The following is a 13,460-nucleotide window of genomic DNA, read 5'->3' on the forward strand; positions in this document are numbered from 1 at the left end:
CGGCTGCACCCAATGAAGGGGGTGGTCTTAGCCGGGCCGAAGGAAAAGCCCTAGCGGCTTCTCCGCGGTTTCCGCAGTGTCGTCTCTCACCCGACACCCGTTTTTCCGAAGTGCTGTCTGTCACCCAGCACCCCGGCACCGCCGGCCTGTCGCGGGCCCTCATCATGCCTCCAGGTACCGTTCCCTGGAGGGGGAGGTTGCCGCCGCTCTCCCTGATCCCCGGTCCGGACCCGGTTCCCGCAAGAGCGATGGGCAGATGATAAGGGAGGGCGGAAAGGGGTGGATAAAAAACAGCCGGAAAGGGCGAAAAAAGTGAGTGGTCCCTTGTTTTTGCTGGCGAATTTTTTTGCGGGCGGGAGAATCGATCCACATCCTCATCCGCCTTGCGAGGAGGGATGGTCGAAAGAGCCCCTCTCTTGCGTTTCCAAGCACTTGCTCGGGGACAAGCCCGCTCGCAAGTGCAGGAAAACGCTTTCTCCCCCGCAAGGGGGGAGATATCGCCGGCATCGGGCCTTTCCGCCGATCACCGAGGTGAGCGATTTGCAGACGCGTCGGCGCAAGCGCCTATCTCCCCCCTTGCGGGGGAGAAAGCGATTTCAGCACCTTAGCTGAAGCGAAGCGAAGGCTAAGTGCTAGAAATCGCAAGAGAGGGGTGGCTCGAAGACCTGACCTCTCTGCTGCGTTTCCAAACCCGGCACCCCCTTCCACGACCGCCGGCGGCGCGACGGCGTTCAGGCATGGATCCTCGGGTCAAGCCCGAGGATGACGAGGGCGAAAGAGTCCCCGCCAATCGTCGTCTTCGGGCTTACCCCGATGAGCGAAGCAGGCTTCATTTCTGCGCCTCCAAACACTCCACTCCGCCCGGCTTTGCCGGTCGCCCCTTCCCACAAGGGGAAGGGTGAGCGTTTGCGCCCATGGCCGGGTGACAGCGGGTGGGCGGCGCTCTGCGCTCCCCTCCGCGGCCCCACACTCCGTCAGGCGAAGTGGATGGTCTTGACCTCCACATAGTTGTCGAGGCCCTCAGGCCCGCCTTCGCGGCCCATGCCCGACTGCTTGAAGCCGCCGAACGGGTGTTTCGGATCGACGATCATGCCGTTGACCGTGACGCTGCCGGTGCGGATGCGGCGGGCCACTTCATAGCCGCGCTCCGGATTGGAGGTGTAGATCGCCCCGCTGAGGCCATAGGTGGAATCATTGGCCTTGCGGATCGCGTCCTCCTCATCCGTATAGGTGACGACCGAGACGACCGGTCCAAAGATCTCCTCCTGGAAGATCTTCATCTCCGGCTTCACATCGGTGAAGACAGTCGGCTCGATATAGTAGCCCTTGTCGAGACCCTGCGGCCGGCCGCCGCCGCAGGCGATCGTGGCGCCTTCGCTGCGGCCGGATTCGATATAGCCCTGCACCCGCGTGAGCTGCCTTTCCATCGTCAGCGGGCCCATATGGGTGCCCGGATCGAAGGGGTCGCCGACCTTGATGTTGGAGACGGCGCCGAGGAACATGTCCAAAAACTCCTGCTTGCGCGCCTCCGGCACGAGGACGCGCGTCAGCGAAAAGCAGACCTGGCCAGTGATGGGCATGGAATAGACCATGAGGCTCGGCAGCGCCTTGGCGAAGTCGGCGTCGTCCAGCAGGATCGCCGCCGACTTGCCGCCGAGCTCCAGGCTGACCCGCGCGAGGCGCTCGGCGCAGACCGCAGCGATATGCTTGCCGGCCGCCGTGCTGCCGGTGAAGGCCACCTTGTCAATATCCTTGTGGCGCACCAGGTAGTCGCCGCTCTCGCGGCCGGCGGGCACGAGGTTGAACACGCCCTTGGGAAGCCCTGCCTTCTCGATGCATTCGGCCAGCATATAGGCTTCGAGCGGCGTCTCGGGCGAGGGCTTCGCCACGATCGTGCAGCCCGCCGCAAGCCCTGCCGCCACCTTGTAGGAGAGCAGCACGAGCGGCGCGTTCCACGGCGTGATCGCCGCGCAGACGCCGACCGGCTCGCGCACCACCTTCACCTTGCCGCCGTCGTCGCGCTGGCGGTCGTCCACGAAGGGATAGCTCTCGGCAAGATCGGCATAATAGTTGAAGAGCGTCGGGTTCTGGCCGACGAGCTTCTTCGTCAGCATGATCGGCGCGCCCACCTGCAGCGTCCAGGCATGGGCGATGTCGTCGAGCCGCTCGGCGAGGAGCTCGGCTACCTTGCGCAGATAGCCGGCGCGCTCGGCCGGGCTCATGCGCGGCCACGGCCCGTTGTCGAAGGCCTCGCGCGCGGCGGCGACCGCCCGGTCCATATCCGCCTGGCTCGCCTCGGGATAGCTGAGCACCACCTCCTCGGTGACCGGCGAAACCACCTCCAGCATCTTGTTGGACAGCGGCTGCACCCATTCGCCGCCGATGAAGAATTTCTCGGGCGCCTTCGGCGCTTCTATCTTTTTCGCCATGACGTTCATGTCAGTTCTCCTCCGTCAGAACAACTTCAAGAAGCCGCGGTCCCTTCATGTCGAGAAGGTTCCGCAGGCAGGACCGCAGCTCGCGGCCATTCGCGCATCTTACCGCCCGGCAGCCCTGTGCCTCGGCAATCGCGACGAAATCCATGTGCCCGATTTCGACGCCGGCCATGCTGACGGCCTGGCTCTTCTTGGCAAAGCCCTTGAGGGCGCTGTAGCCGCCATTGTTGAGGATGATGACCAGAAGGTCGACGTCATATTCCGCCGCCGACCACAGCGCCTGAATCGAATAGAGGCTGGAGCCGTCGCCGATGATGCCGATGACGGGCTGCGGGGGACTGGTGAGCGCCGCGCCGACCGCAGCCGGCAGGCCGTAGCCAAGCCCGCCGCTCGCGGTGGCGAAGAAGCCGCCGGGCCGCTCGATGGGGAAGAAGTCGTGCAGCGCGTCGCGGGCGCTCGGCGCCTCCTCGACGACGATGCTGTCCTTCGAGCGCAGGTCCGACAGGGTCTGGTAGAAGAATTCGGCGGAAATGCCGTCCGCTTCCGGCAGGCGCGGGATCGTCCGCGCCGGCCCGTCGCGCCGCTCCTCGCGCCTGCCGATGCGCGCCAGAAGCCCTTCCGTCGCGAGCCGGATATTGCCGCAGATGGCCCGGCCGACGGCGGCGGCCGCGATCTGCTTCGGGTCGTCGGAAATGAGGCAGAGCTCGGCGCCCGATGGGATATGAGCGGTGCCGCCGCCGACGAAATGATAGGTGAAGACGGGCGCGCCGAGCACCAGGACGAAGTCGGCGCCCGAAAGGCAATCGGAGATGCCCGGCTGATAGGCGGGCAGGAAGCCAGCAAAGAGCGGATGCCGCTCCGGGAAGCTGCAGCGCGGGGAAAGCGGGCTCGCCCACACCCTGGCCTGCAGCGCTTCGGCGAGCGCTACCGTGCCGTCCCATGCCTCGTCAATATCGGCGCCCGGGCCGACGACGATCACCGGCGCCTTCGCCCGGCCGAGGGCCTTGCCAAGCTCGTCGAGCGCTGCGGGATCGCAGCCGAGCACGGTGGAGACCTGGCGCGGCTCGAGCGGGGCGGCGATCTGGTCCCAATCGCCGAGCGGCACCGAGAGCACGACCGGCCCGCGCGGCGCCTGCATGGCCATGTGATAGGCGCGCGCCAGCGCAGCGGGCACATCCTCCGCCCGCGCCGGCTCGTAGGCCCATTTCACATAAGGCTTCGGGAATTCCGTCGGGCTTTCGGCGAAGAGGAAGGGGTCGTAGGGCAGGAGCTCGCGCGTCTGCTGGCCCGTCGTTATGATGAGCGGCGAGCGGTTGCGGAAGGCGGTGTATACATTGCCGAGCGCATGGCCGAGGCCCGCGGCCGAGTGCAGGTTGATGAAGGCGGCCTTGCGCGTGACCTGGGCATAGCCGTCAGCCATGCCGACCACGACCGATTCCTGCAGCCCCAGCACATAGGAGAGATCAGGCGGAAGGTCGGCGAACATCGGTAGCTCGGTCGAGCCCGGATTGCCGAAGATCCGGTCCATGCCATGCGCACGCATGAAGTCGAACACCACCTCGCGCACGGTCTTGCGCGCCGTCCTGGCGAACAGGGGATCGGGCACGATCCTGTTCATTTTTCCTCCCGGGCAAGATTTTTGCCGAAGGGATTTTGCCAGAACCACCCCTTTGCGGGAATTGATGAATTTTCACAAAGCCATTACTGTTCGGCATGACCTTGGACCTGAGATCCGCTGCCGTCCTGATCGAGTGCGTCCGGCGCGGCAGCCTTGGCCGCGCAGCCGCGGCGCTGAACATGACGCAGCCGGCGGTGACGCGCACGATCAAGCTTCTGGAGGCCGGCTACGGCGTGCCGCTTTTCGAGCGCAACACGCGCGGCGTCGTGCCCACCCTCTATGGAGAGGCGCTTCTGCCCTATGCCAAGCTGCTGGTTTCCGAGGCGGGCAATGCCGACGACCTGATCCGGCAGATGCGCGGCGCAAGCCGCGGCGTGGTGCGGGTCGGCGGTGTGGCCAGCGTGCTCGGCGGGCTGCTCGTCGGCGCCATAAGGCAGATGCGGCAGCACCACCCGGATGTGCAGTTCCGGATCGTGGAGGAGCTGGAGGACAGGCTCTTGGACCGGCTGAAGAGCGGCGACCTCGACCTTGCGATCTCGCCCGAGCCCTATGCCGACGACGAGATCGCCCTGGCGATGCCGGACGCCTTCCACGACATCGTGTCCGCCTATGCCGGCACGGGCAACCCGCTCCTGAAGCGCGCGCGGATTTCGCTCGAGGACGTGGCGCGGGAGGACTGGGCCCTGCCCCCGGCGGGGACGCCGATCGTGCGCGAATGGCTGCGCCGTTTCCACGGCCGTGCCATGGAGCCGAAGCCGCCATCGATCGTCTCCCGCTCGGTGCAGGTGATCAAGGCGGCGGCGCTGGCGGGCGACCTTCTGTGCTGGATGCCGCTGCCGCTGGTGCGGGAGGAGGTGGAGCGCGGGGAGCTTGCGCGCGTGCCCGTCGCGGAACTGGACTGGACGCGGACCTTCCGCGTCTACCGGCGCAAGAAGGGGCTGATGTCGCCGTCGGCCGCCATCCTCATCCAGTGCATCCGCCGCACGGCGGAGCACTTGGAGGAGCCTGCCTGAGGAGCCGCGCGTCGGGATCGCCGGCGCGTCAGACGACCAGCGCCAGGCCCGGCACCTGGCCGATGAGGCTGCGGTCCTCGTTCATGACATATTCCAGGTTGCGGCGGGCGGCGCGCGCATGCTCTCGGGCGAGCGCCTCGGCGCGGAAGCCCTCCCGGTCGGCGATGGCGGAGACGATGGCCCTGTGCTGCTCCTGGGCGGTGTTGAGCGAGCGGCGGAAGACGAGGAGGTCCGTCCTGTCCTGCAGGAAGGCCGAGGGCGAGGCGAAGGGAAAGCGCGTGGAACGCTCCACCTCGCGCTGCACGATCTCGCTGCCGCAGAGGGCGGCCAATTCCTTGTGGAAGAGCGCGTTGAGCTCGCGATAGCCCTCGAAATCCACATCGGCGGGCGCCGGGCCGAAGCAATCGTCGAGGCTGGCGACGATGGACTGCATGCGGGCGAGCATCGCCGGCGGCACGCCGCGCTCGGCGGCGAGCCTGGCGGCCGTGCCCTCCATCACGCCGCGCAGCTCGATCGCGTCGATGAGGTCGCTGTAGCGGAAGGTCCTGACGACGAAGCCGCCATTCCTCACCCGCTCCAGGAGCCCTTCCTCGGCGAGCCGCAGCAGCGCCTCGCGCACGGGCGTGCGCGAGATCTTCAGCTGCTCGGCGAGCGGAACCTCGAAGAGCCGCATGCCGCCGGGCAATTCGCCATTGAGGATCTTCTTGCGCAACTCGATCAACGCCCGGATTGCATGGGTCCTTCCGGTGCTCTGCTCCATCAGCCTCTCCTCTTCGCGTCGAGTATACACGCGGCGGAAAGGCGAGCAAATTCAGAGCAGGCGGGCGGCGGCGCAGCATGGAGGAAGAAGCCCTGGATGCGCCGGCGGGGCGGGGCTTCAGGCCGGCTCTTCGTAGACGACGACGCCGCAGCCGGTGATGGCTGGGAAGGTGTAGTAGCGGTGCACTTCCTTCACCTTGTCGGAGAGGGCGCCGCGCATGGAGAACCAGATGGCGAGCTCCGCCGCCTCGGTGCCGCCGAGCCGCATCAGCTCCTCCTGCGGAATCGCGACGAGTTCCTCGGTCTCGTCCTTCAGCTTCTCCAGGAAGTAATGGTCCAGGGTCTCGTTGGCGATGCCGAAGCGGGCGCCGCTGATCTGGTGCGACATGCCGCCCGTGCCGACCACGACGATCCGGTCCTCACCCGGGAAACTGTCGATCGCCCTGCGGATGTCCTTGCCGAACTGGTGCAGCCGTTCCGAGGTGGGGATCGGGTGGCGCACCATGTTGATGGCGACAGGCACGACCGGGATGGTCCAGGGCAGGTCCATCAGATAAGGCAGCCAGGAATAGATGCCGTGGTCGACGGCAAGGTCCTGGCAGACGGTGAGATCGTAGCCGCCGCGGACGAGCTTTTCCGTCAGGTGCCAGCCGAGGTCGACATCGCCCACAAGGCTCGGAAAAGGCCTGAGGCCCCAGCCCTCGTCGGCCTGCCGGAACTCCGGCGCGACGCCGATCGCCATGGTCGGGTAGGCGCTGAAGTCGAAATGGTTGAGATGGTCGTTATAGACGATGATCATCCTGTCGGGCGCGGCCCTTTCGAGCCAGGCCTTGACCCCGCGCGTGCCGTCATACCATTTCTGCCAGCGTGGCGAGAAACCCTGCGCAAGGCCCTTGTCGTATTCGAGGCCCATCGAGGGCGTGTGGGAGATGCCGAAGCCGCCGACGATCCTCGCCATCACTTTTCTCCTTCCGGCAGGGCGCTGACGGTGCGCGGGCAGATGCGCATCAACTCCTCGACCTCCATGCCGGCATTGTGGGCGCCGATATGCCAGAGATTCTGGCCGACCGTGGCCGCCACCTTGAGCATGGCCTGGAGATGGCCGCCTGCCTCGATCAGTCCCGTCCAGTCGCGGGCGAGCACCAGACGGATCTCCTCCTCGTTGAGGCCGGCCTCCCGCATATAGGCCGCCTCGTCCTTCAGGAATCGCTCGCGGTTGGCCGGATCGCGCAGGCTGAGGCCGAAGCGGGTGAGCTTGAAGCCCTTGGTCGCCATTTGCCCGGTATAAAGGTAGGTCCCGGGAGGATCGAGATTGAAAGGGATCGAATTGCTCATGACACCGCACCCTTGCTTGTGGCTTTCTCCGGCTTCTGCCAATTGAGGCTCGCGGCGAATTCCAGGACCGCGGCGGAAAAAGCCTCGCTTTCTTCCAAATTGACCATATGTCCGGCGCGCAGAAAACGCTTCACCCGGGCGCAGGGCAACCGCTCCGCGAGAAGCTCCGCGATCTCGCCATAGCCGCCGACGTCGCGTTCGCCCTTCAGTACAAGCGCCGGCACGCGGATCTCTTCTAGCAGATCCCTGAGCGGGAGGGACGGCGCCTGCAGGTCGGGATTCTGCCAGTGCCAGCCGCTGTAGTCGGTCACCATGGCGCGAACGGCCTCCAGCGCGTCGGGGCGATCCGCGAGCGAGGCGAACAGCGGATGGGAAAGCCAGAACCGCTTTCCGGCCTCGACGCCATAGATGCGGGCGTAGTTCCGCGCCGCGTCCGGCGGCCGCTCCTCCTTCCACTCGTAGCCGGGCAGGCCGGGCGAGGCGAGGACGAGGCCGGCGATCCTACCGGGAAATTTCGCGGCAAAGGCAAGCGAGACATTGGCGCCCAAGGAAAGACCGACCAGGAGCGGCCTGTCGAGCCGGAGAACATCGAGCACGCGCGCGAGGTCCTCGGCATGATCATATTGGGAGCGCGGCAGCGAGGATTTTCCGAAGCCGCGCAGATCATAGCGCACCACCCGGTGCCGGCGCGCAAGCAGCGACACTTGCGGCTCCCATGCCCGCATATCGAAGGAGAAGCCGTGCAGGAGGACGATGGGCGGGCTGCCCTCGCCGCAGCTCTCATAGGCCAAGTGTCCTTCGGATATTTCGATGGAGCCGGCCTCACTTCCCATCGCGCACCCACTCATCCTTGGTGGGCAGTTGCGGAACGGTCTTGCTGAGGAAGACCGGCGTGATGCGGCGCGCGGCGATCAGCCACTGGCCATCCGGCGAGCGGCTGTAGGTATCCTCGACATCGGCGACGTTGAAGGGCGTGGCCGGTGCGATCGGCAAAGGCCCCTCCCCCGCGAAGGTGGTCCAGAGGCTGACCGCGCTAGCCTTGTCTTCCCCGAGGAAGGTGATCTGCAGGCCGCTATAGAAATGCCTGGAGACCCGGCCGCTCTCCGCCCTCCGGCGGAAGAAGGCGAGCATTTCCTCGCGCCCATTGAGAATGCGCGCGCCGTTGGAATAGACGACGTCCGGGGTGAAGAGCGCGACGAACTCCTCGACCCTGCCGTGGTCGAGCAGATAGCCGAACCGGTCGTTGAGCGCCCGGATCGCCAGCTGGTCGCTGAGGCGAAGGTCGCCGGCTTCTCTCGATGCGTCGCTCACGGGCGGGCGCCCCTAAACCTTGCGGACGGGGTTTTCGAGCCGGCCGAGGCCGGTGATCTCGATCGCGACTGGCCCGCCGAGCGCGGTGACATTGGCCGTGTGCAGGCTGCGCCTGCCGCCGGCGCCCGGACGGAAGGCTGTGCCGAGCGCGATGACGTCCCCCGGCCACAGAGTGTGGAAGCGCGTGATATAGGCGATCACCTCGGGGATCGAATAGGTGTAGTAGGCGGTGGAATCCTCGGCGATGAGCTCGTCCTTGTGCCAGCAGCGCACCTCGAGCGCATGCGGGTCGGCGACCTCGTCCCTGGTGACCAGATACGGCCCCATCGGGCCGAACGTGTCGGAGCCCTTGTAGCGCGCCGTATAGGAAAGGTGCTGTTCGCGACGCTCGAGCTGGTTCGGATCGTCCTTCGAGGGGTAGAGCGCGTAGTAATGCACCATGTCCTCGCTGCGCATCCCGTTGCCGGTGACGTCGTTGAAGATCGTGTAGCCGAAGACGCAGTCGAGGGCCTCGGAGACCGGCACGTCCCTGCAAATCCTGGAGATCACCACCGCCAGTTCGGGCTCCGGATGCACGCTGCCGTAATAGTCGCGCACCTCGATCGCTTCGCGATGCCCGATAAGGCAGGAGGCCGGCTTCAGGAAGAAGAGCGGGTGGTCCGGCGCGCTGATCTTGCGTGCATCGCTCGCCGAATTGTTCATGGCGATGCCGCAGATCTTGTAGGGCCGGCGGACGGGCGGATGCCAGGACACCTCCGCCAGCGGGATACGCTCGACCGAGGCGGCATTGCCGGCAATGAAGCGCTGCGCCGCGCGCGCCGCTTCAAGCGCCGGCTCGCCATCCGCGATGAACGCCATCATGTCGTGGAAGCGCTCGGGCCTGCCCAGCGCCTCCAGCGCAGCGTTAAGGTCGACCAGCGCGCTGTCTGCCTCGAAGCCGATCCTTTCCTTCTCCGCATAGCGAAAGCTGGCGAGCTTCATCCTGTACCCTTCGTGCGCAACCGGCCTGTGATAGTGTTGGGTCTTCCTGGCTGTCAAGCACGATGCTAAACATATTAATAAAATAGGTAGGGGCGGCGAGATGAAGCCTCGCCTTGCAGGCAGCAGGGGCTCATAAATGTGATCTTTCGGGGTGGCGCGCCGCGGCCAGCTTCCCGCGTGTCAGCCGCGGACCGCGCTTTTGGGACGGCCTCGCTGCTGCCCGCTGCTGAGCTGGCTGATCTCGGGGCTGAGCTCATTCTCGGGATAGACGATGGGAGGCAGCTTATCGAGCTCCTGCGCGAGTTCCTTCAGAAGCGACTGCAGGAGCTCCATCTTCTCCTCGCCGAAGACGCGCGTGATCTCGCCATAGATGCTCTCTGAATAGGGGGCCACCGCGTCGATCAGCATGTAGCCTTTGGGCGTGATCGAGACGAGCGTGCGGCGCAGGTCCTGCGGAACCGTGCTTCTTTTGACGAGGCCGCGCTCCTCCATGTCATTGACGATGCGCGAGAGCGACGGCGCAAGAAGGCAGGTGGCTTCCGCGAGCGCCGTCACCTCCATTGCCTCCACAGAGCTGAGGGCGCGCAGCACGCGCCATTGCTGCTCCGTGATGTTGAAGAGCCGCAAGGAGGAGCGGAAGCGGTTCATCACGGCTTCGCGGGCGCGCAGCAGGGACATGGGAAGCGACCTGGAAAAGCTGCGCAGGCGCACTTTCACCCGCCCGCCAACTATCTCGCTCATCCGCTCTCTCTTTTTCTGCCGGGAGTTTGCAAAAGGATAGGCGCGTGCACGGACGAGAGCAACGAAAAACCGGCTCTGGGCCAGCCGAAACAGCGCCAGGGGCAAAAAAACTTCACTTATTTACCATCTGCGGAAGCGGCTGGGCGGAACGCCGGCGGCCTTTAGGAAGAAGCGGGAGAAATAGGCCGGGTCGGGATAGCCGAGGAGGATGCCGATCTCCTTGACGCTCAATGTCGAGAACTGGAGGTAGCGCTTTGCCTCAAGGATGATCCTCCGCTCGATGAGCGAGAGCGCCGAGCGGCCGAGGACTTGGCGGCACACGCGGTTGAGATGCGTGGGCGTGACGCCGAGCTCGCGTGCATAATGCGGGACAGAGCGCGTGTCCCGATAGTCACGCTCCACGAGCGCCTGGAAGGCGCGGGCGAGCTGGCCCGCGCGGCCCATCCCGTCCGTCTGCCGGGGCGCCTCGCCGGCGCCAAGGCGGAAGACGGAAAGGAGGACCAGCAGGATGCGCGCCCTGAGCGCCGCGGACCTGCCCGGCGCCGGCCGGTCCGCTTCGCGGATGAGGCCGCGGATCGCATTGTGCAACTCCGCCGCGCCATCCTCCTCCTCGCGGGCGGTGGTGACCGAGGGCCTCAGCAGCGCATCTCCTACCTCCGGCGCGTCGGCCAGCAACCCGCGCACCTCCCTTTCGAAAAGGGTGAGCACGATCCCCTCCACATCCTCGCTGAACTCATAGCCATGCACGCAGAGCGGGGGCACTGCCACCACGGAAAGCGGCGCCAGCTGAAAGCTCTCGCCGTCGATCAGCGCCTGTGCGCGGCCCTTTCTCAGCAACAGGATCTGGAAGAACTGCTCGTGCCTGTGCGGCGCGATGCGAAAGCCGTAGAGCCGGCTGCGCGAAGTGATCGTCTCCCAATGGAGCCAATCGGCCTCTTCGGGGTAGCGCTCTTCGCCATAGAGTGCGTAGATCGGGATGAAATTCATGTTCCGATCATCCAAGTCTTTGCCCGCTCTGTCCATTGGCTTTTTCGTGCGCGCGCCTCACCCTTTCGCCTGTATAGAGGAAGCGGAGCGCAGATGCGGACGCAGGTGGTGATCATCGGGGCCGGGCCGGCCGGACTGACGCTGGGGCGGCTCCTGGAGCGTGCCGGGATCGATGCGGTCATCCTCGAACGCCGCAGCGCCGACTATGTGCTCGGCCGCATCCGCGCCGGCGTGCTCGAGCAAAGCTCGGTGGAGCTTCTGGACGAGATCGGCGTGGGCGAGCGGATGCGCAAGGAAGGCATCCCGCATGATGGCGTGGAACTCTCCTTCGACGGTGACATGCTGCGCATCGACTTCCAGGACCTGATCGGCCGCAAGGTGATGATCTACGGCCAGACGGAGGTCACCAAGGATTTGATGGACGCACGCGCCGCCTCGGGCGCAGTGACGATCTATAAGGCGGGCGATGTGAGCCTGCACGATTTCGGCGGCGCGAGCCCGAAGGTGCGCTACGTCAAGGACGGGGTCTCGCGGGAGATCGCCTGCGACTTCATCGCCGGCTGCGACGGCTCGCACGGCGTTTCGCGGTCGAGCGTTCCGGAAGATGCGGTGCAGACCTTCGAGCGCGTCTATCCCTTCGGCTGGCTGGGCGTACTGGTGGACAAGCCGCCGGTTGCCGACGAACTGATCTATGCCCACCACCAACGCGGCTTCGCGCTCTGTTCGATGCGCTCGCACACCCGCAGCCGCTATTATGTGCAGGTGGATGCGGGCGAGAAGGTGGAGGCCTGGCCCGACGGGCGCTTCTGGGACGAGTTGCGCGCGCGGCTCAATCCCGACGTGGCGGAAAGGCTGCAGACCGGGCCGAGCATCGAGAAGTCGATCGCGCCGCTGAGGAGCCTCGTGGCCGAACCGTTGCGTTTCGGGCGGCTTTTCCTGGCCGGGGACGCCGCCCATATCGTGCCGCCGACCGGCGCCAAGGGACTCAACATGGCCTTCCACGACGTGCGCATCCTGGCCGAGGCGCTGATCGAGCATTACGCCGAAAAATCCGATGCCGGGATCGACGCCTATTCCAGCCGCGTGCTCGCACGGACCTGGAAGACGGAGCGCTTTTCCTGGTGGATGACCTCGCTCCTGCACACATTCCCGGAGACCGGCCCCTTCGGCCGGCGCATCCAGCGGGCCGAGTTCGACTATCTCGCCTCCTCCCGCGCGGCGCAGGAGAGCCTGGCGGAGAACTATACCGGGCTGCCGGGATAGGTTGCCGCCGGGATTTTTCCCCGCCCCGTCTTCCCGGCCGCGGCTACTCCACCCGCTCGACCAGCGGATAGATGATCTGCCCGTCCTCCTCGCCGCGCGGGAACTTCCCTTCCTGGCTTTCCTTCATGGCGAGCTTGTAGCCCGACGGGCTGGTGCCGATGTGGCGCTTGAACATGCGCGAGAAATAGTAGACGTCCGAATAGCCGACCAGCGCGGCCGTCTCTATCACGGCCTTGCCGCTGGCAAGCAGGTTCATCGCTCGTTCCATGCGCTTGAACTCCTGGAACTTCTTCGGGGTCCAGCCGATCTGCCGGCGGAATTCGCGCTTGAAATAATCGGGATTGTAAGGCGCGGCGGCAACCACGCGGTCGGCGATGTCGTCGTCGAGCGGATCGGCCGTGATCTGCGCGGCGGCCAGCATGATGGCGAGCGAGATGCCCTCTGCTCCGCCCATCGCCGCGGCGGTCTGCGTCTTCCAGGCGATGAAGGCATCCTCCAGGAACTCGATCAGGATGAACATGAAGAGATGGTGCTGCAGGAGCGTCGTCGAGGAGGCGGGCGCGATGGCGTGGTAGTAGCGCACCACCGGCTCGAGTATCTGCCAGCGCGAGAAGCGCACGGTCCTGTTGTACTCCATCTGCGACAGGAGGTCGTGCTTGCCGAAGAGGTCGAGCGTGAAATGCTGGGCGACGCCCGTATAGGCCTCGCCCGACGCGTGCCAGCCCACGAAGCGGCTGCCGGCCGGGATCAGCATGGCGTCCCCCGGCGTAAGCGTATAGGCCGCATCGTCCATGATGTAGCTGCCGCTGCCGCTGAGGCACACGACGAGGTCGTGCACCGTGTTCAACTTGTCGACGCGCCAAGTGGGCGAATGCTGCATTTTGATGGTCGAGCGCGTCAGCGTGAGCTTTAGGGCATTTTCGGGAATGCCCGCCAGCACGCCACCTTCTGTTTTGTCCATCCTTTTTTCCGGATTCGTCAATTCTAAACCGGGTCCTCCGGCAGGATAGTAGCTTC

Annotated in this window: 13 protein-coding genes; 2 read left to right on the forward strand and 11 right to left on the reverse strand. The window is 65.7% G+C overall.

The genetic code is table 11. The features are described 5' to 3' along the window. Window positions 1–974 precede the first annotated feature (974 nt). Complete coding sequence (locus RIN79_RS02165; RefSeq protein ID WP_309082969.1) at window positions 975–2,438, reverse strand: aldehyde dehydrogenase; 1,464 nt, start codon at window positions 2,436–2,438, stop codon at window positions 975–977. Between the two features lies 1 nt (window position 2,439). After that, entirely contained in the window at window positions 2,440–4,053 is a 1,614-nt protein-coding gene (gene mdlC / locus RIN79_RS02170; RefSeq protein WP_309082970.1) for a benzoylformate decarboxylase, read from the reverse strand. Between the two features lie 101 nt (window positions 4,054–4,154). Here mdlC and RIN79_RS02175 point away from each other — a divergent pair, with 101 nt between their 5' ends. Beyond that, window positions 4,155–5,066: a LysR family transcriptional regulator gene (locus RIN79_RS02175; protein ID WP_309082971.1), complete on the forward strand. Its 912-nt coding sequence runs from the start codon at window positions 4,155–4,157 to the stop codon at window positions 5,064–5,066. A gap of 28 nt (window positions 5,067–5,094) precedes the next feature. Here RIN79_RS02175 and RIN79_RS02180 read toward each other — a convergent pair whose 3' ends face one another. From RIN79_RS02180 to RIN79_RS02215, 8 genes are all read right to left on the reverse strand, one after another. Beyond that, the gene (locus tag RIN79_RS02180; protein ID WP_309082972.1) at window positions 5,095–5,826 is read right to left on the reverse strand and encodes a GntR family transcriptional regulator; all 732 of its coding nucleotides are present in this window, start codon (window positions 5,824–5,826) and stop codon (window positions 5,095–5,097) included. A 117-nt stretch (window positions 5,827–5,943) separates the two neighbouring features. After that, window positions 5,944–6,783 carry a class III extradiol dioxygenase family protein gene (locus RIN79_RS02185; protein ID WP_309082973.1) on the reverse strand — a complete coding sequence of 280 codons (840 nt, stop codon included), beginning with the start codon at window positions 6,781–6,783 and terminating at the stop codon, window positions 5,944–5,946. After that, complete coding sequence (locus RIN79_RS02190; protein WP_309082974.1) at window positions 6,783–7,160, reverse strand: protocatechuate 3,4-dioxygenase; 378 nt, start codon at window positions 7,158–7,160, stop codon at window positions 6,783–6,785. The genes RIN79_RS02185 and RIN79_RS02190 overlap by 1 nt, the downstream gene beginning before the upstream one ends. Next, on the reverse strand, window positions 7,157–7,993 hold the full coding sequence (locus RIN79_RS02195; protein ID WP_309082975.1) for an alpha/beta hydrolase: 837 nt from the start codon (window positions 7,991–7,993) through the stop codon (window positions 7,157–7,159). Before RIN79_RS02195 ends, RIN79_RS02190 begins: the two co-directional genes overlap by 4 nt. After that, window positions 7,983–8,471, reverse strand: coding sequence for a nuclear transport factor 2 family protein (locus tag RIN79_RS02200; protein ID WP_309082976.1), 489 nt, complete (start codon window positions 8,469–8,471; stop codon window positions 7,983–7,985). Before RIN79_RS02200 ends, RIN79_RS02195 begins: the two co-directional genes overlap by 11 nt. A gap of 12 nt (window positions 8,472–8,483) precedes the next feature. Then, window positions 8,484–9,452 (reverse strand): fumarylacetoacetate hydrolase family protein, encoded by a 969-nt coding sequence (locus tag RIN79_RS02205; protein WP_309082977.1) that lies wholly within the window; start codon window positions 9,450–9,452, stop codon window positions 8,484–8,486. A 180-nt stretch (window positions 9,453–9,632) separates the two neighbouring features. Beyond that, window positions 9,633–10,193, reverse strand: coding sequence for a homoprotocatechuate degradation operon regulator HpaR (hpaR, locus tag RIN79_RS02210; protein WP_309082978.1), 561 nt, complete (start codon window positions 10,191–10,193; stop codon window positions 9,633–9,635). Between the two features lie 120 nt (window positions 10,194–10,313). Next, the gene (locus tag RIN79_RS02215) at window positions 10,314–11,180 is read right to left on the reverse strand and encodes a helix-turn-helix domain-containing protein (protein WP_309082979.1); all 867 of its coding nucleotides are present in this window, start codon (window positions 11,178–11,180) and stop codon (window positions 10,314–10,316) included. Between the two features lie 93 nt (window positions 11,181–11,273). On the opposite strand from RIN79_RS02215, the gene pobA reads away from it, so the two are divergent. Next, window positions 11,274–12,443: a 4-hydroxybenzoate 3-monooxygenase gene (gene pobA, locus RIN79_RS02220; RefSeq protein ID WP_309082980.1), complete on the forward strand. Its 1,170-nt coding sequence runs from the start codon at window positions 11,274–11,276 to the stop codon at window positions 12,441–12,443. Window positions 12,444–12,486: 43 nt separating this feature from the next. Here pobA and RIN79_RS02225 read toward each other — a convergent pair whose 3' ends face one another. After that, on the reverse strand, window positions 12,487–13,404 hold the full coding sequence (locus RIN79_RS02225) for an AraC family transcriptional regulator (protein WP_309082981.1): 918 nt from the start codon (window positions 13,402–13,404) through the stop codon (window positions 12,487–12,489). Between the last annotated feature and the right edge of the window lie 56 nt (window positions 13,405–13,460).

The sequence above is a fragment of the Chelativorans sp. genome, assembly GCF_031180965.1.
In the GTDB taxonomy this organism is placed as follows: domain Bacteria; phylum Pseudomonadota; class Alphaproteobacteria; order Rhizobiales; family Rhizobiaceae; genus Chelativorans.

Coding starts and splice junctions, on each gene's coding strand:
- RIN79_RS02165 (WP_309082969.1), bottom strand. CDS start 2,438: ATGAACGTCATGGCGAAAAAGATAGAAGCGCCGAAGGCGCCCGAGAAA.
- mdlC (WP_309082970.1), bottom strand. CDS start 4,053: ATGAACAGGATCGTGCCCGATCCCCTGTTCGCCAGGACGGCGCGCAAG.
- RIN79_RS02180 (WP_309082972.1), bottom strand. CDS start 5,826: ATGGAGCAGAGCACCGGAAGGACCCATGCAATCCGGGCGTTGATCGAG.
- RIN79_RS02185 (WP_309082973.1), bottom strand. CDS start 6,783: ATGGCGAGGATCGTCGGCGGCTTCGGCATCTCCCACACGCCCTCGATG.
- RIN79_RS02190 (WP_309082974.1), bottom strand. CDS start 7,160: ATGAGCAATTCGATCCCTTTCAATCTCGATCCTCCCGGGACCTACCTT.
- RIN79_RS02195 (WP_309082975.1), bottom strand. CDS start 7,993: ATGGGAAGTGAGGCCGGCTCCATCGAAATATCCGAAGGACACTTGGCC.
- RIN79_RS02205 (WP_309082977.1), bottom strand. CDS start 9,452: ATGAAGCTCGCCAGCTTTCGCTATGCGGAGAAGGAAAGGATCGGCTTC.
- hpaR (WP_309082978.1), bottom strand. CDS start 10,193: ATGAGCGAGATAGTTGGCGGGCGGGTGAAAGTGCGCCTGCGCAGCTTT.
- RIN79_RS02215 (WP_309082979.1), bottom strand. CDS start 11,180: ATGAATTTCATCCCGATCTACGCACTCTATGGCGAAGAGCGCTACCCC.
- pobA (WP_309082980.1), top strand. CDS start 11,274: ATGCGGACGCAGGTGGTGATCATCGGGGCCGGGCCGGCCGGACTGACG.
- RIN79_RS02225 (WP_309082981.1), bottom strand. CDS start 13,404: ATGGACAAAACAGAAGGTGGCGTGCTGGCGGGCATTCCCGAAAATGCC.